Raw genomic sequence first — 17,221 nt, 5'->3', positions numbered from 1 at the left:
GCATTGCGCGGCCTTCTTACTTCCAGGGGGTATTTTTTACCTCGCCGGCGGATTGGCCTCCGGATGCCCGCCGCTCTCGGCACCGGCTCCAGTCGGCGACGACGCGGGCGCGGTGCGCAGGTCCGGCCGGGCCCGCCGCGATCTCGCGGTTGTGTCGCGAGCGCAGGAAGGCCAGGAACGCGCCGGCGGCAATGATGATCGCGGCCGCGAGCGTGAAACATCAGCCAGCTGATGGGTTGATCGCCTTGCACGTCGAACATCCGTCGTGTGAGGGGTGCACGACGTGCAGTCGCGTCAAACCCGCATGACAATCTCTGTTCGTGGCAATCGCGAGCGCGGCGGAAGGTTTCGCCGGTGTCCCAGAAAATCTCGCGTCAGCGCCCTTCGCCCGCGGCCCACAGCGCGTCGAGCCCGGCACGATATGTCGGGTAGGCAAAGACGACGCCGAGCTCCTGCTTGGCGCGGACGTTCCGGATGCGGCGGTTGCTGGCATAGAAGCTGCGCGCCATCGGCGACAGCTCGGCGCGGTCGAACGGCTGCTCGGGCGGCGGCGCGATGCCCGTCAGCGCGGCGGCGTAGGCGATGACATCCTGCGGCGGCGCCGGCTCGTCGTCGACAATGTTCCAGGCGCCGCCTTGCCGGCGCTCGATCGCGCCCATGATCGCGCGGCCCGCATCATCGACATGGATGCGGTTGAACACCTGTCCCGGCTTGACGATGCGCCGCGCCCGCCCGGCCCGCAGCTCGACCAGCGCATTGCGGCCCGGCCCGTAGATGCCGCCGAGCCGGAGCACCGCGAGCCGGTCGCCGATCCGCGCGCGCCAGTCCGCCTCGACGCGGACCCGGGCCTGCACCCGGTCGTGCTCAGGCGCCAGCGGCGTGTCCTCGTCGATCCAGCCGCCCTGATGGTCGCCATAGACGCCGACAGTCGAGAGATAGACTACGCGGCGCGCGCGCCCTGCCGTGATAGCGTCGCCGAACGTGGCCAGCACCGGGTCGTCGCCGGCTCCCGGAGGCACCGAGATCAGCACGACGTCGGCGCCCGCGGCTTTCGCCAGCGTCGCGGCCGGCGCCGTGCCGTCGAACAGGTCGATGTCATCAGGCGCCAGCTGCGCGCGCTTGTCGGCGCCGCGCACCGTGCCGCCGACGCGCGCGAACGCGCCGCGGTGCAGTTCGACGAAGCGCTGCGCGGTGTAGCCGAAGCCGATGACGAAGAGGTTCATGGATGCCGTTCACCCGGATGGCGCGAAGAAGCGAGCCTCGAGTTACCCGGCACCGGGTGGCCCGCGCAATTCAAATGACGCGTGCGGAGGTCACAGCCTGCGCCCCTGGCGGTGCTGGCCTGCCGCCCTTGTTATGGCTCCCGTCATGGTCCATGTCGTATGATCAGGTGACAGGAGATGGACTGCCACGATGAATTTCCATTCGATCTACCGGCACGGTTTTGCCCGCGTCGCCGCCTGCGTCACCGCCTCCAGCGTCGCCAACCCCACCGCCAACGCGGCGGCGATCCTGGCGGCGGCGCGCGCCTGCCATGACCAGGGGGCGGCGGTCGCGGTGTTTCCGGAGCTCTGCCTGTCCGGCTACGCGATCGAGGACCTGGTCAAGCAGGATCCGCTGCTCGACGCCGTCCAGCGCGGCCTGCTCACCTTGGTCGAAGCCTCGCACGACCTGATGCCGGTCATGATCGTCGGCGCGCCGCTGCGCTTTGCGCATCGCGTCTACAATTGCGCCGTCGTGATCCATCGCGGCGAGGTACTCGGCGTCATCCCGAAGAGCTACCTGCCGACCTATCGCGAGTTCTACGAGGGCCGTCACTTCGCCTCCGGCGCCGGCATCCGCGGCGAGATGATCGAGGTCGCCGAGACCATGGCGCCATTCGGCACGGATCTGCTGTTCGCCGCCGCTGACGTCGCCGGGCTCGTCATCGGCGTCGAGATCTGCGAGGACATGTGGATCCCGGTGACGCCGGCGTCCGAGCTGGCGCTCGCCGGCGCCACCGTGCTCGCCAATCTCTCGGGCAGCCCGATCACGGTCGGCCGCGCCGAGTCCCGCTCACTCTTGTGCCGCTCGACCTCGGCGCGCTGCCTCGCAGCCTATGTCTATGCGGCGGCGGGCGTCGGCGAATCCACCACGGATCTCGCCTGGGACGGCCAGACCTCGATCTTCGAGAACGGCGCGCTGCTGGCCGAGAGCGAGCGCTTCCGCCAGATCGGCCAGACCATCTTCGCCGATGTCGATCTCGATCTGCTGCGCCAGGAGCGGGCGCTGATGGGCACGTTCGACGACAATGCGCGCGCGCAACGCGCCGGCGTGCACTACCGCCGCATCGGCTTCGAGCTGCAGCCGACCCTCGATGACATCGGCTTCATGCGCAGCATCGAGCGCTTTCCGTTCGTGCCGAGTGATCCCGCGAGGCTCGATCAGGACTGCTACGAGGCCTACAACATCCAAGTCGCGGGTCTCGTCCAGCGGCTGCGCGCCACCGGCACCAAGCGCATCGTGATCGGCGTCTCCGGCGGGCTCGATTCCACGCATGCGCTGATCGTCGCGGCGAAGGCGATCGACCTGCTCGGCCTTCCCCGCACCAACATCCTGGCCTATACGATGCCCGGCTTCGCCACGGGCGCGCAGAGCAAGTCCTACGCGCATGCGCTGATGTCGTCGCTTCAAGTCAGCGCCGCCGAACTCGACATCCGCCCCGCGGCGACGCAGATGCTGAAGGACATCGACCATCCCTTCGGCCGCGGCGAACAGGTCTACGACGTCACCTTCGAGAACGTGCAGGCCGGGCTGCGCACCGACTATCTGTTCCGCCTCGCCAACGACCGCGGCGGCCTCGTGCTCGGCACCGGCGATCTCTCGGAGCTGGCGCTGGGCTGGTGCACCTACGGCGTCGGCGATCAGATGGCGCACTACAACGTCAATGCCGGCGTGCCGAAGACCCTGATCCAGCATCTCATCCGCTGGGTCATCGCCTCCCATCAGTTCTCGGCCGATGTCGACCGCACGCTCGAGGCGGTGCTGTCGGCCGAGATCTCGCCGGAGCTGGTCCCGGTGAAGGAGGGCGAGACGCCGCAGAGCACCCAGGCCACGATCGGCCCCTATGAGCTGCAGGACTTCAATTTGTTCTACACGCTGCGCTACGGCATGCGCCCGTCGAAGATCGCCTTCATGGCGCATCACGCCTGGAAGAATGTCGGCGACGGCGCCTGGCCGCCGCATTTCCCTGCCGACAAGCGCCACGCCTATACGCTTCCCGAGATCAGGAAGTGGCTGGAGGTGTTCCTCAAGCGCTTCTTCGCCTTCAGCCAGTTCAAGCGCTCGGCGATGCCGAACGGCCCGAAGGTGGTGGCCGGCGGCGCCCTGTCGCCGCGCGGCGACTGGCGCGCCCCGTCCGACGGCAACGCCACCGCGTGGCTGGAGGACCTGGAGCGCAACGTGCCGAAGTGACGACCATCTTGCTCCGCCGCCGCGCTTGCCATATCCGAGACGTGCGCGTCCGCCTTTGCGGCGTCGTCATCGACATCGTTGAACGGAGCAGATCATGAGCGTGACCGCCGCCGGCATTTCCTCGATGGCGACGAGGCAGATCCTCGCTGAGCTCGCCGCCGCCTATGAGGAGGCGACCGGCGAGGTGATCACGATCGAATCCGTCGGCGGCGTCGATGCCGCCAAGCGCATCCGCGCCGGCGAAGCGTTCGACTTCGCGGTGCTCGCCTCGGATGCGCTGCAGAAGCTCGAGGCCGACGGCCATCTCGTGCCCGGCAGCATCATCGAGATCGCGGAATCACCGATGGCGATGGCGGTGCGCGCGGGCGCCGCGAAGCCAGATCCGTTGGACGAGGCCGCCGTGCGCAAGGCGATGGAGAATGCCAAGGCGATCGGCATCTCCACGGGCCCGAGCGGAACGCACGTGCAGAAGCTCGCCCGCGACTGGGGCCTGGAAGGCGAGGGTGCGTCGCGCCTGGTCCAGGCCAAGCCGGGCATTCCGGTTGCAAAACTGCTCGCCGATGGCGAGGTCGAGGTCGGCTTCCAGCAGCTCAGCGAGATGCTCGGCGCGCCTGGCATCGACATCGTCGGCCTGCTGCCCGCGTCGCTGCAGCCCGGCACCGTGTTCGCGGCGGCGTTGTGCAAGGCCGGCGCGCATACCGAGGCGGCGCGGGCCTTCATCGAATATCTCGTCTCGGAGGAGACCGCCGAAACCAAGCGCCAGCACGGCATGACGCCGGTGTGAGGCGCCGGCTCCACAGCCCGCGAAAAAATCCGATCGCCGCGTGTCGTCTCGGCCTTGTCCCGATCGTCTTCCAACCGAACAATCGGGAAGGAGACGGCGGATGAGCACATCGTACTATCGCTGGGTGATCGTGGCGGCCGGGGGCGTGCTCGGCTGCGTCGCCGTCGGCGGCCTGTTCTCGCTGCCGGTGTTCCTCAAGCCGATGGCCGCCGAGACCGGGTGGTCGGTCGCGGGGATCTCCACCGCGATGACGATCGGCTTCCTGGCGATGGCCGTCACCAGCATGGGCTGGGGCACGCTGTCCGACCGCATCGGCCCGCGTCCCGTGCTGCTGATCGGATCGATCCTGCTCGCCGTCAGCCTGCTGCTGGCAAGCCTGACATCCTCGCTGTTGGCGTTCCAACTGCTGTTCGGCCTGATCGCAGGCATCGCGACAGCGGCGATCTTCCCGCCGGTCATGGCGACCGTCACCGGCTGGTTCGACACCCATCGCAGCCTCGCGGTGTCGCTGGTCTCGGCCGGCATGGGCGTGGCGCCGATGACGATGTCGCCGCTCGCGGCCTGGCTCGTCTCCAGCTACGACTGGCGGACCGCGATGCAGTGCATCGCCGCGATCGTGGCCGCCATCATGATTCCCACGTCGCTGCTCGTGGGCCGCCCGCCATCGTCAGCGCCCCGCGACGCCGTCGCGTCGGGTCCTGCCGCCGGGCCGGCCGAGATGACGCGATCGGCGGCGCTGCGCTCGCCGCAGTTCCTGATCCTGCTCGCCACCAACTTCTTCTGCTGCGCCACGCATTCCGGCCCCATCATCCACACCGTGAGCTACGCCGTCACCTGCGGCATCCCGCTGATGGCGGCGGTGACGATCTACAGCATCGAGGGGCTCGCCGGGCTCGGCGGCCGCATCGCCTTCGGCCTGCTCGGCGACCGCTTCGGCGCCAAGCGGGTACTTGTTCTCGGCCTGCTCGCGCAGGCGTTCGGCGCGCTCGCCTACGTGGTCGTGCGCGACCTCGCCGCGTTCTATGCGGTCGCGGCGATCTTCGGCTTCCTCTATGCCGGCACCATGCCGCTCTACGCCGCCATCGCGCGTGACAATTTTCCGCAAGGCATCATGGGCACGGTGATCGGCGGCACGGCGATGGCCGGCAGCCTCGGCATGGCGACCGGCCCGCTGGCCGGCGGCCTGATCTACGACAGCTTTGCGAGCTACACTTGGCTCTATGTCGGCTCGTGGGTGATGGGCCTCGGCGCTGTCATGATGATGATGACCTTCCGGCCGTTTCCCAAGCCGACGTCGCAGCCTGGCGCCGTGCCCATGCAAGCGCCGGCCTGACGCTGCTGCATCGCACCTTCACGCGCGCCGTCGGAATCGAACAACAACGCTTGATCCCCCGGCAGGAACTGTGATGTCGCAGCCGGGTTGGGCGAGCGTGGAGTTCAACCGGATAGAGATCGGATCCATGAAGAAGACCCAACTCGCCATTGCACCCTCGTCGCCGCCACCCTCGCCGCCGTCCCGCTCGCCGCGCAAGCGAAGCACCACAAGAAGCACAACGCCGCGACGTCGACCACCTCGTCGCAGACCACCGGCAGCAACATGAAGTCCGGCCGCGATTCCACCTCGTCGAGCCAGGGCAATGTCGGCCCGGGCACGAACCAGGCGGGAAGCATGGGGAAGTAGGACGGATTCGTCCGTCGGATTCAGCGTCGGAGTGCCCGGTGCCCGGGCTTTCCGACGCGCGATGGCGCTCCGCGCAGCGGGACAGCACGAAACCACGGGAGCGAACAAACGTTGCGACCACCAATCGGCCTCGCCAATCGGGCGAGGGATCCCGATCAGCAAAACCCGATCACTTCGAGGCTTCCTTGATCTTGTGATCCAAATGCCCGGTGCCGTGATCCCGGCGCAACTGGCTCAGCGACGTCTCGTTGAGCTGCAGCAGCACGTCACTGAGCTTCGTCGAATCCGGGTAGCCGGCCGCAAACGACTTCCCATAGATCTTGCGCAACGTGGCGACCAACGTATTGCCGTGCTTCCTGCTGATCTCGCCATCCTTGTCCCGATGGCGGCCGTCGAGTCCCGGTTCCTTCATGCGTCTCTCCCCATGATGCGACTTGCGCGCTTGGGGAGGAGCCTGCGCTCAATTCGCCCGATTGGCAACGCTGCAGCGCGAAGAAGCGAGAGTGAACAGTATTCTTGGATGCCTTCGCTCTGCATCTATCATCCTCTGTCAGGCGGTGGCGGTGTTAACTATTCCGTCCGCGGTTCGCTCAGCTACCCTACAGGTGGGCTAGGCGCGGCAGTCGTGGTCATGGCAGCGGATGCTGGTCTTCTCGGTGACGTGCTCGGAGCTGGCGAATAGTAAGGATAGAAATTCTGCTCGATGGTCCGCTGCAGGCACTTGTAGCGCGTCTTGTTTGAAAGGCCGGTTTCATCCCTGTTGCGTGAGTAGAATTTGCAGTTTTGGGATGTCGCCCAGTCGGCAAGGTTCCGGGTAGCCGCGGCGAAATCTCGTTCATTGATCTCGATGCCACGCATAAAATGATCCCATCATCTTTCCAAGCCGGATCTTTCGATCGGGTTTGGGCGCATCGCTGACCCGAATCCCGCGATCGCCGAACGTGATATCGAAGATGTATTCCGCTTGTCCCGTCGGCGTCCTCCAGCATGATGGATAGGCGAGGCCGTTTCCATTTCGGCGCATTAGATTGAGCACGTCGAGGTGATACCTCTCCCGTTCAGCTTCCGCCGTTGCAAGTTTTTGGGCAACTTCAGATAGCGGCTTGATCTGGCTCCGCTGCGGATCTTTGCCTAAGGGCTGAGAACATCGACCGCACGCTTCAGAACGGCCGGCGGATCATTAGGACCGATTTCCGACGCCTGCGCGGTGGAAAACGAGTGGAGTGTCTGCGCGCTGTCGAGGCCGAGTGACTTAAACAGCTCAGATTGCTCAGCCCGCTTGGCTGCCTCCCCCTTTGAGGGCTGTCTTTTCCGCTTCCAAGTCTGGGAGCCGTTCGAAACGCTCAACGAGCTGCCGCACGCCGGTGATATCGACCGCGCCACCTACATACAGTACTTGCTGAAGCGGCTTCAGCTGCTCTTCAGCCGCATTAGCTCTGTCCTGCCAAATCTTGAGTTCGGATGTAAGCGTGAGCAGGAGCAGGATCTCCGCCAAAGTTAGCGCGAGAATGAGGCCCCGGCGCTGTTCGCGTTCACGGATGGGAGACGCGGTCAATCGCAGTGCGACTCAAGACGCTTGACGGGGTAAGAAAACGGATCGCGCCATAGATCCCGTACCTCGCGGGGACAGCTACAAGCCCAGCGCCTTCCAATCGCTTCTTCATCGGAAACCACGGAGCGTTCGTGTCTATCCGATGAACGAGGACAACGAGATGCTCCACGCCGCCGGCTTTTGCATCACGATTGGCCTCAGCGATAGAGAGCTCCACTCGGCAAACGACAATTGAAGAAGGATGTCGAAACAGTATCACGTTGAGGTTGTATTGAGAAGGCTTGGGTGTAAAATCTTTACGATGCCAGATTTCCGATGGGAGCGACGGGCTTCCCAATAGTTCTACTGGCTGAGAGAGGGTTGTGCCGGCATGCCTCTCATTGTCTACCCGCATTGCGACATGCACGTCGCGCTGAAGAAGCCCGCGACTAAGGTGCTGCCGTTCCGCGTGTTCGACCAGGATTTGCCGAGCGGGTCGACGACCTACACGCTGACCGACGTCACCGCGGATTGCAATTTTCGGATCCTGGCGCCGTACAACCCGGTCGGCTCCCGGCTGACCAGCTTCGTGACGATCGATCCTGCGGCGCGCACCATCACCGGCGACGACGTCGGCATCAATCTCGTGGTGATCGAATATGGCCCCGGCTACGTCGTCGCGCGTATCCAGGTGCACGACGATGTGCTCGGCTGGTGGTTCGGCAACTCCTCGATCACCACGGCGCTGCATCCGACGGTCGGCCACAGCCAGCCGACGCTGTGCGCGCTGTTCAGCGACGATCCGACCGGGACCGATCTCGTCGGCGACATCACCGGGCACGGCTTCGTCACGCTCAGCTCGGCCAGCCCCGGTACCTTCGTGGTAGCAAATACGAACAATGAGGGACGGTTGAGGGGCGTGAGCGAGGGGGCGGCCCAGCTCAACGGCAGCTTCCTCGGCGTCAACCAGAGCCTGTCGGTGAAGGTGGTCGACTACGCCAAGACTCGCGACAACATCTCGACGGTGCGCGCCGGCGACCTCGCCAATGCCGCCGAGATGCACAACATCCTGTTCCTCGCCGAGGGCTTTCGCGCGTCCGAGAAGGACAAGTTCGACAAGATCGTGCAGGAAGCGGCGGACGGTCTGTTCTCGCAGAAGCGCCACGAGCCCTACGGCACGCTCGCGGGCAGCTTCAACGTATTCAAGGCCTTCCAGGCGTCGGAAGAGCAGGCGGTGACCTGCGGCTGGCGCGTCAACGACGAGGAGACCTCGGAGCTCGGCAGGGGCGGACCGATTCCGTGGAACTACAGCGTTTCGGACGACAAGAGCATCTACGAGGTCGACGAGTTCGTGGCCCGCGTCGGCCTGCCGCTCCGCAACGAGACTGCGACGCCGGCGCAATTGAAGGCGCGCTGGGCGAGCCAGTCGCTGTCCAACTACGACGCGGCGAAGGTCAACGACACCCTGATCGAAGCGTGGAGGAAGCAGAAATCGCTCGGCATCCTGGAGGCACGTGACACCTTCTACGGCCTGATGCTCGGCTCCCGCTGGGGCGATCAGTCGGCGAAGTCCGGGGCCGCTTTGACGATGCCGGCGGCGGATGCGGCGGGCGATGCCAACCTCGCGCCCCTGATCGCCCGCGCCTATCAGTTCTTCAAGCCGGCCAGCGCCACCCGGCACCTTGCCCCGGATCCGCGCCGGCACCCGCCGGAACTCGCTAGGACCGGCCGCGCGAACGTTGCGGCGCCGATCATGGCCTACCTGTCCGGACTGCGGCTCGGGTCGTCGCCGCACACCGCGCTGGGCGCCGAGTGGATACCGGACGGCACCTTCAAGCGCAGCCGCGGCCTGATCGCCATGATCACCAACGAGGACATGATCGGCGGCACCAATTTCAACCAGTCGACCGTGACCGCCAATTCGCTGCAGAGCCTGAAGACGCTCGACTTCGAATATCCGGCGACCAACACGGCGACGAAGAAAGTGATGCGGCGCAAGCCCGCCAGCGACATCGACGCCGACCTCACCGATATCATCGACACGGTTGCGCACGAATTCGGCCATTCCTTCAATCTCGGCGACGAATACGAAACGAGCGCCGAAGACAATGCGACCGCTTCGAGCGAGCACGACAACATCGTCGCGCTCGCCGGCATCTTTCAGGATCCGAACTACGCCGCCAATCACTCCCGTCTGGTCGATCCGTCCAAGGTGAAATGGTTCGAACTTCTCAGGGTCCAGCTTTCGGCCAAGCTGACCCAGGCTTCGACCCAGCAGGGTGGCTCGATCGAGGTCAGGATCGACCCGCGCCAGATCCCGCGCTGGGTGCAGGCGAAGGCGGCCGGCCGCCAGGCGTTTCTCCGCCGCATCCAGATCACGGCGATCGGCCGGCAACTGCCGCTCACGTTCACCGATTCCGATTACCTCGTCAGACTCGACATCGGCGACATCGACCAGAACCTCGGCTCGATCCGGCTCGGCGGGCTGGAATTGCCGCCGGCGCCGTTTCCCGTGTTTCCGAAAGGCTCGCTGCTGTTCGTGCCGCGCCGCGACGATGCGGACGCGCTGGTCTATGTGGTGGAAAAGAAGGTGCGCGACTTCATCGCAGGCAACCATCTGCCGCTCAACAAGGATCCCGACTTCGCTCATGTGAACGACGAGGGCGACGACCCGAAGGACATCCCGAACTTCAAGCCGCCATGCAAGGCGCAGCGGCTGGTCGGCCTGTACGAAGGCGCATACAACTTCACCGGGCTGGTCTATCGTCCGGCCGGCGACTGCAAGATGCGGAACAACAGCGGCACTTTTTGCCATGTCTGCAAATGGCTGATCACCAACCGCGTCGATCCCGCGCTGCACGACGTCGTCGACCGCGAATTCTATCCGGAGGCCAAGAAAAATGGCTGAACCGGGCGCCCTCGAAACGATCGTTGCCGAGATCGGCAAGCTGCTGCTGCCACTGCGGGCGGCGGTGGAGTCGCCGGCCGCGTTCCAGGGCCTGCTGCTCAAGCTGGGCTGGGATTCCGACGTGATTCCGAAGCCGATCGCCGATCTCGCGGTCGACTTGCAGCTGCTGTTCGATCGGCTGCAGGCGCTGGTCGGCGGTGGGCTGTCGCTCGATGGCGAAGTGGCGTCCGACGGCGAGACGACGGTCGTGTCCGGCTCGCTCGAAGACGCCTTCAAGACCATCGAGGCGATCGCCGGCGTCGTGCAGGCGATCGACGACCTCGTCTCGGCGCCCGGCGGCGCATTTTCGGCGACGCTGAACGCCGATAATTTCAAGGGCGAGTTTCCGGAGCAGCTCGTCGGCTATCTCTTCATCGCCTATCTGCGCAACCATCATCCGGGCATCGGTTTCGCGCTGCAGGCGCTCGGCGTCATCCGCACCCGCTACACCGCGCCCGCCGGCAACCGCCCGGACTACATCGACTACAAGTTCAGTTTCCCGGACCTGCCGAAGATCGTCTCCGACCCGATGACCCTGTTCGAGAACGCCTTCGGCTGGGGCACCGACAGCTTCGACTTCTCCAGCTTCGCGCGGCAGATCGACAGCCTCGCGGCCGGGCTCGGGCTCGACGTCCGGATGGTGGAGGTGCCGGATCGGGTCGCGCGCGCGCTCGAAGGCGGCCCTCCGATCGGGCGTGCCGCCGTGCGCAAGCGGCTGCGCTTGGTGTTCTTCGAGCGGGCGCGCGACGCGGGACGGCTATCGGCCGAGCTCGGACTGTTCCCGCTGCCGAAGTCCGGGAGCAAGAAGCCGGGCTTCGCGCTGCTGCCGTCTTTCAGCGGGCTGCTGTCGGTGCGGATGCAGCTCGGTCCGACGATCGCGGTGACGATCTCGAGCGACCTCGATCTCACCGGCGGTGTCGGCCTGATGGTGCGGCCGAGCAGCGGCATCGACATGGTGATCGGCTTCGCAGGCAGCGGCGCGCCGACGTCGGCCAAGGGCACCGCGCGCGTCGAAGTGGAATACTCCGCCGCATCCGGCAGCCCGACCATCGTTCTCGGCACCGGCGAGGGCACGCGGCTCGAATACCAATCGGCGAGCGGTGCCGGCGGTTTCACGCTGGTGGCAGGCAAGGACGTCGAGGTGTTCGCCGAGGCGGACCTCAAGGGCCTCGCTTTCGTCCTCGACGCGTCCGGCTCGGACGGCTTCATCTCGACCATCCTGTCGGGTATCTCGACGCGGTTCGAGTTCGATCTCGGCCTCGGCGTCGCCTATCCGCGCGGCGTGTATTTCCGCGGCACCTCGCATCTCGAGATCCAGATCCCAGCGCATATCGACCTCGGTCCGATCGAGGTGCAGGGACTGACGCTCGCGGTGACACCGTCGGGTGACGGCCTCCCGATCGATGTCGGCGCGACGCTGAAGGCGGCGCTCGGTCCGCTCGTCGCGGTGGTGGAAAACATCGGGCTGCGGACCGATCTCGCTTTTCCGGGGAGCGGCGGCAATCTCGGCCCGATCGATCTATCCTTCGGATTCAAGCCACCGAACGGCGTCGGGCTGTCGATCGATGCCGGGGCGGTGAAGGGCGGCGGCTATCTCTTCATCGATCCGGACCGCGGCGAATATGCCGGCGCGCTGGAACTGAAGATCCTCGACTTCCTCTCGGTGACGGCAATCGGCGTCATCACCACCAAGATGCCGGACGGGTCAAAGGGCTTTTCCTTCATCGCCATCATCACGGTCGAGTTCAATCCCGGACTGCAGCTCGGCTTCGGCTTCACCCTGCTGGGAGTCGGCGGACTGGTCGGGCTCAACCGCTCGATGGACCTCGACGCGCTAGTCAACGGCGTGCGCGCCGGCTCGCTGGACTCGGTGCTATTCCCGCACGACGTCGTCGCCAACGCGCACCGGATCATCTCCGACCTCCGCACCTTTTTCCCGCCCGAGCAGGGGACCTTCCTCATCGGCCCGATGGCGAAGTTCGGCTGGGGCACGCCGACGCTGATCAGCCTGTCGCTCGGGATCATCATCGAGATTCCCGGCAACATCGCCATCATCGGCAAGCTGACGGTGGCGATCCCGGACGAGCGGCTGCCGCTCATCATCATCCAGGTCGCCTTCATGGGCGCGATCGAATTCGACAAGAAGCGCGGCTGGTTCTTCGCCATCCTGTACGAATCCCGCGTGATCTTCATGCCGCTCGACGGCGGCATGGGCGTACTCGCGTCGTTCGGCGGCGACGCCACTTTCATCGTCTCCGTCGGCGGCTTCCACCCGGCCTACAATCCACCGGCGCTGCCGTTCCCGCCGATCCCCCGGATCGCGATCAACATCCTCAACACGCCAGTGGCCCGCATCCGGGTCGACGCCTATTTCGCGGTGACGTCGAACACCGTGCAGTTCGGCGCACATGCGGAGCTGTATTTCGGCGTCTCGATCGCCAACATCGAGGGCCATCTCGCCTTCGACGCGCTGTTCCAGTTCTCGCCGTTCTATTTCATCATCACGATCTCTGCCTCGCTGTCGGTGAAGCTGTTCGGCGCGGGGCTGTTCAGTATCCGCTTCCGCGGCTCGCTCGAAGGCACATCGCCCTGGCACGTCGAGGGCACCGGGAGCATCTCGCTGCTGTTCTGGGACGTCGACGTCGACTTCTCCCACACCTGGGGCGACAAGGAGGACACCAGCCTTCCGCCGGTCTCCGTGCTGCCCCTGCTGGTGGCGGAATACTCGAAGGCGGAGAACTGGACTGCCGCGCTGCAGAACGGCAGCAGGCTGTTGGTGACGCTCAAGACCGTGGACGCGGGCTCCGACCTTGTCCTGCATCCGGTCGGTTCGCTCAAGATCACCCAGCGTGCGATCCCGCTCGGCATCACCCTCGACAAGATCGGCGCGCAGCGCCCGGACGACGCCAATTACTTCTCCGTCGCGACCGCGACGTCGGGCATCGAGAAGCGCGCCACCATCCGGGAGTCGTTCGCGATCGCCCAATTCAAGGACCTCAAGGACGGCGAGAAGCTCAGCGCGTCCGACTACGAGGCCGAGGAGGCGGGGCTGGAGCTGTCGGTCACTGGCAACCAGGCAAAGACCAGCTATGTCACCAAGCGCATCGCCCGCTACGAAGAGATCATCGTCGACAACAATTTCAAGCGGGCCCGCCGGCGCTTCGTCACGCTCATCTCCGGGCTGTTCACGCACTTCCTGGCCAACAACGCCGTGGCGCGGTCGGAGATCTCGGCGAAGTCACGCGATCTGAAGCACGCATTCGACGACAAGATCGCGGTCGATCAGGCGTCCTATGTGGTGGTGAGCCTGGCCGACAATTCGCCGATCGCCGGCGCGCCTGCGTCGTTCCAATCGCGCGCCAGCGCCGGTGAATTCATGGCGGCGGAGACGCGGCGCAATCCGAACTTCGCCAGCGAGGCCCATATCGTGCGCCCGCACGAGATGAAGCGCGCGGCGTAGCGGAGGCACGATGATGGCGGGCGGTCCGGCGAGGTGGCGGGGAGGGACGGGATGAGTGATACGATCGGCACCTATTCCTTCCTGCCCTGGCTGCGGCTCGGCGTGGCGAACAACATCACGGCGGCCGACAACGACAACTCGGTGGCGCTGCGCGCGACGATCAAGGTCGACTTGTCGCTGGCCGGGCGGCCGGTCCAGGGCGACACGGATCTGACGGCGACGATTTCGCGCGACGTCGCGCTCTATGGTCCCGGCGACATCGTCGGCATCGATCCGAAGGCGGTGGTGAAGGTGGAGCCGCGCGACTGGATCACCAATTTCGAGCCGAACTACCTGCCCTTCGTTGAGTTCTACGACGAGGATTTTCCGTGGCGCTACACGCCAGCGGCGCCGGACGAGTCGAGCCACCGGCTGCGCCCGTGGCTCGCACTGCTGGTACTCAAGATGGAGGAGTTCAAGGAAGTCGCGGTGTCGTCGGCGCGGCCGCTGCCGGCGATCGACGTGACGGGCGATCCGGCCTCGGTATTTCCGCCCGCCGACCAGCTTTGGGCCTGGGCGCACGTCCACGTCAACCGCGACCTGATCCAGCAGGACGGCGTGGTGGAATCGACCAATGCCGACCAGGCGAGGGCACGGCTAGAGAGCCTGCTGGCCAGCAATCCGGACTACGCCTATTCGCGCGTCCTGTCGCCGCGTCAGTTGGAGCCGAATACGTCCTACCATGCATTCGTGGTGCCGACCTTCGAGAGCGGCCGTCTCGCCGGCCTCGGAATCGCGCCGGCGGCGAATCCCGCATTCTTCGCCACCCTGTCGGCCTGGGCGGACTATACCGACCGGCCGTCCCCGACGCTGCATCCGGTGTACAAGCGGTGGTACTTCAAGACTGGGACGGTGGGCGATTTCGAGTACCTCGTCCGTCTGCTGAAGCCGCGTCCGCCGGACTCGCGGCTCGGCCGCCGCGACATGGACACGCAGACGCCCGGCTCCGGGATGCCGCCCATCGCGGTCGCCGGGCTCCACGGGGTGCTGCGGCTCGGCGGCGCGCTCAAGGTGCCGGACGAGGCGCTGACCGGCGCGCAGGAGGCGGAAGCTGCGGCCTACGAGGGCTGGGACGAACCCTACGCGCACGAATTCGAGAAGGCGCTGGCGGGCTTCGTCAACCTGACCGACGACTATGCCCGCGAAGGCGCGCCCGACCCAGTGATCACGCCGCCGCTGTACGGCCGCTGGCACGCGCTCACCGAGCGGCTGCTTGAGGAGGCGGACGGCAGCGACGCGCCGCAGCCGCGCAACTGGGTGCACGAGCTCAATCTGGACCCGCGGTTTCGCGTTCCCGCCGCGTTCGGCACCGCGGTCGTGCAGAAGAACCAGGAGGCCTATATGGACGCCGCCTGGGACCAGGTCGGCGACATCCTTGCGGCGAACCGGCGGATCAGGCTGGCGCAATTCGCCAAGGCCGCGGCCGCGATCTGGCATGCGCGCCATCTCGGGCCGCTGAAGGATCTCAGTGCGGAACGCGGGCTGACGATGATGGCGCCGGTGCAGCGCCGGGTGATCGCCGACGGCTTCACGCTGCGCCATCGGCTCAAGGAAAGCACGGTGCCCCGCGCGGCGCTGTCTGCGCCGTTCCGGCGCGCGGTCCGGCCGCGCGACCACATCGCGGCGACGCTCGGCTTCGACTCGCCGAAAGGCGCCGAAGAGCTGCTGGAGAAGATCAATCGCGGCGAGGTCAGCGCGGCGCCGCCGCGGGTCACCCCGGAAGCCTTGCCGGCGGTGGAGGATGTCGCCGCGCAGCTTCAGCCGAAGTCGCTGCCCGCGGAGCTGACCAACTGGCTCACCAAGCACCGCTGGGCGAAGTGGGTATTGCTGGTCGTTCTGCTGCTGCTCGCCGTGCTGCTGCTGGCCGTCGCCATTCCGCTCGCGATCATGGTCGCGGCAGCGGCGCTGGCGCTGTTCCGATGGCTGGTGCGGCTGGAGAAGCAGGCCGGCATCGCGACCGGCGTGTTGCCGCAAGGGGCTTCGCCCGACATCATCGACGCGCTGCCTGGCTTTCCGTCTTTCACCATCCGCGATCCCGATCCCGCCGCGCCTGAGCCGGTCGGCGGCGCCTCGTCCGCCGACAGCCCGGAGGCGGCGCGCTTCAAACTAGCCCTCAAGGACCTCAACCGGCTGCTCACAGTCAGCGCCGATCTCGGCAAGCCGCCGTTGCGTAAGCCGATCGACATCGCCGCGCTCGGAGCGTCGACCTTCGCTGCGATTGATCCCGACAAGACGGTGCCCGCCTTCACCTTCTCCTCGATCACCATTCCGCCGCGAGTGCTGGCCATCAACGGGATCGCGACGCTGCTGCAGCCGGAAGTGTTCAAGCCGGTGATGGCATATCCGGAAATCGACCTGCCGATGTACAAGCCGCTTCTCGGCCTGTCCGACGAGCACTTCCTGCCGAACATCGACAAGATTCCGCAGAACACGATCACGCTGCTCGAGACCAATCAGCGTTTCATCGAGGCCTACATGGTCGGCCTCAACCATGAATTCGCCCGCGAGCTGCTGTGGCGTGAATATCCCACCGACCAGCGCGGCAGCTGCTTCCGCCAATTCTGGGACCCGAGCGGCGTGATCGACCGGGAGGGCCTGTCGAAGGACGAACTGCGCGAAAAGCTCCGCGATATTCCGCCGCTCCACACCTGGTCGCTGTTCTCCAAGCTAGGCGATCACGACCATCGCGAGAAGCCGGGTGAGAACGAGGAGGAAGTCGTCCTCGTCATCCGCGGCGAGCTGCTGAAGAAATATCCCACCGCGGTGATCTACGCCCAGAAGGCGCGCTGGCAGCGCGACGACGGCGGCGCGATCAATCCCCGCGTCGAGCGGGTGCTGGAGACCGACGGTCCGGTGGAAGACCGCCTGCGCACACCGCTCTACGAAGCCAAGGTCGATCCCGACATCACCTTCATTGGCTTCGACCTGACCTCGAAGGAGGCAAAGGGAGGCACCGGCCGCGGCAATTCGACGGCGCCGGGCTGGTTCTTCGTCATCAAGGAGCGGCCCGGCGAACCGCGCTTCGGCCTTGATATTTCTCGCGACGGGCCGCTCAACGTCTGGAACGACCTCGCCTGGCCTGACGTGCTGTCCGACGCCGACAAGGGCTTTCTGCAGATCAGGCCGGGCGGGCCGACGCTCACCCTGGACGATCCGGTGGCGCCGGAGCTGCAGGAGAAGAAACAACAGTACGACGAGGACAAGGCGCTACGCTGGCATCCGGACAGCAACTCCGCGGAGCTCGCCTACATCCTCTACCAGGTTCCCGTGCTGGTCGCGGTGCACGGCAGCGAGATGCTGCCGAACTGATCGCGCAGCGGACACGA

The 17,221-nt window shown here is 66.0% G+C and carries 10 protein-coding genes; 7 read left to right on the top strand and 3 right to left on the bottom strand.

Annotated elements, in window-relative coordinates:
• Nucleotides 1-374: 374 nt before the first annotated feature.
• Nucleotides 375-1,223 carry an SDR family oxidoreductase gene (locus QW868_RS13265; protein ID WP_316230714.1) on the bottom strand — a complete coding sequence of 283 codons (849 nt, stop codon included), beginning with the start codon at nucleotides 1,221-1,223 and terminating at the stop codon, nucleotides 375-377.
• A gap of 190 nt (nucleotides 1,224-1,413) precedes the next feature.
• Here QW868_RS13265 and QW868_RS13260 point away from each other — a divergent pair, with 190 nt between their 5' ends.
• The 4 genes from QW868_RS13260 to QW868_RS13245 all read left to right on the top strand — a co-directional run bounded on the left by QW868_RS13260 (nucleotide 1,414) and on the right by QW868_RS13245 (nucleotide 5,918).
• On the top strand, nucleotides 1,414-3,453 hold the full coding sequence (locus QW868_RS13260) for an NAD(+) synthase (protein ID WP_316230713.1): 2,040 nt from the start codon (nucleotides 1,414-1,416) through the stop codon (nucleotides 3,451-3,453).
• 94 nt (nucleotides 3,454-3,547) lie between these two features.
• Nucleotides 3,548-4,237, top strand: a complete 690-nt coding sequence (locus tag QW868_RS13255) for a substrate-binding domain-containing protein (RefSeq protein WP_315782969.1) — start codon at nucleotides 3,548-3,550, stop codon at nucleotides 4,235-4,237.
• 100 nt (nucleotides 4,238-4,337) lie between these two features.
• Nucleotides 4,338-5,570: an MFS transporter gene (locus tag QW868_RS13250; RefSeq protein WP_316230712.1), complete on the top strand. Its 1,233-nt coding sequence runs from the start codon at nucleotides 4,338-4,340 to the stop codon at nucleotides 5,568-5,570.
• Between the two features lie 87 nt (nucleotides 5,571-5,657).
• Nucleotides 5,658-5,918 (top strand): hypothetical protein, encoded by a 261-nt coding sequence (locus QW868_RS13245; RefSeq protein ID WP_410051295.1) that lies wholly within the window; start codon nucleotides 5,658-5,660, stop codon nucleotides 5,916-5,918.
• A 169-nt stretch (nucleotides 5,919-6,087) separates the two neighbouring features.
• On the opposite strand, the gene QW868_RS13240 is transcribed toward QW868_RS13245, so the two are convergent.
• Together QW868_RS13240 and QW868_RS13235 are read right to left on the bottom strand one after the other, a co-directional pair.
• Nucleotides 6,088-6,330: a hypothetical protein gene (locus tag QW868_RS13240; RefSeq protein ID WP_315736152.1), complete on the bottom strand. Its 243-nt coding sequence runs from the start codon at nucleotides 6,328-6,330 to the stop codon at nucleotides 6,088-6,090.
• An 858-nt stretch (nucleotides 6,331-7,188) separates the two neighbouring features.
• Nucleotides 7,189-7,473, bottom strand: a complete 285-nt coding sequence (locus QW868_RS13235) for a hypothetical protein (RefSeq protein WP_315736153.1) — start codon at nucleotides 7,471-7,473, stop codon at nucleotides 7,189-7,191.
• Nucleotides 7,474-7,840: 367 nt separating this feature from the next.
• Here QW868_RS13235 and QW868_RS13230 point away from each other — a divergent pair, with 367 nt between their 5' ends.
• Genes QW868_RS13230 through QW868_RS13220 form a run of 3 tightly spaced genes read left to right on the top strand, consistent with a single transcriptional unit; the run spans nucleotide 7,841 to nucleotide 17,204 of the window.
• A complete protein-coding gene (locus QW868_RS13230; protein ID WP_316230711.1) occupies nucleotides 7,841-10,357 on the top strand; it encodes a M64 family metallopeptidase in 2,517 nt (838 codons plus the stop codon).
• Nucleotides 10,350-13,856, top strand: a complete 3,507-nt coding sequence (locus tag QW868_RS13225; protein ID WP_316230710.1) for a DUF6603 domain-containing protein — start codon at nucleotides 10,350-10,352, stop codon at nucleotides 13,854-13,856. Before QW868_RS13230 ends, QW868_RS13225 begins: the two co-directional genes overlap by 8 nt.
• Before the next feature lie 51 nt (nucleotides 13,857-13,907).
• Nucleotides 13,908-17,204, top strand: a complete 3,297-nt coding sequence (locus tag QW868_RS13220; RefSeq protein ID WP_316230709.1) for a hypothetical protein — start codon at nucleotides 13,908-13,910, stop codon at nucleotides 17,202-17,204.
• Nucleotides 17,205-17,221: the final 17 nt, after the last annotated feature.

The sequence above is a fragment of the Bradyrhizobium sp. SZCCHNR1051 genome (assembly GCF_032489615.1).
Taxonomy (GTDB): Bacteria; Pseudomonadota; Alphaproteobacteria; order Rhizobiales; family Xanthobacteraceae; genus Bradyrhizobium.
This window is presented reverse-complemented; position numbering and strand designations above follow the sequence as displayed.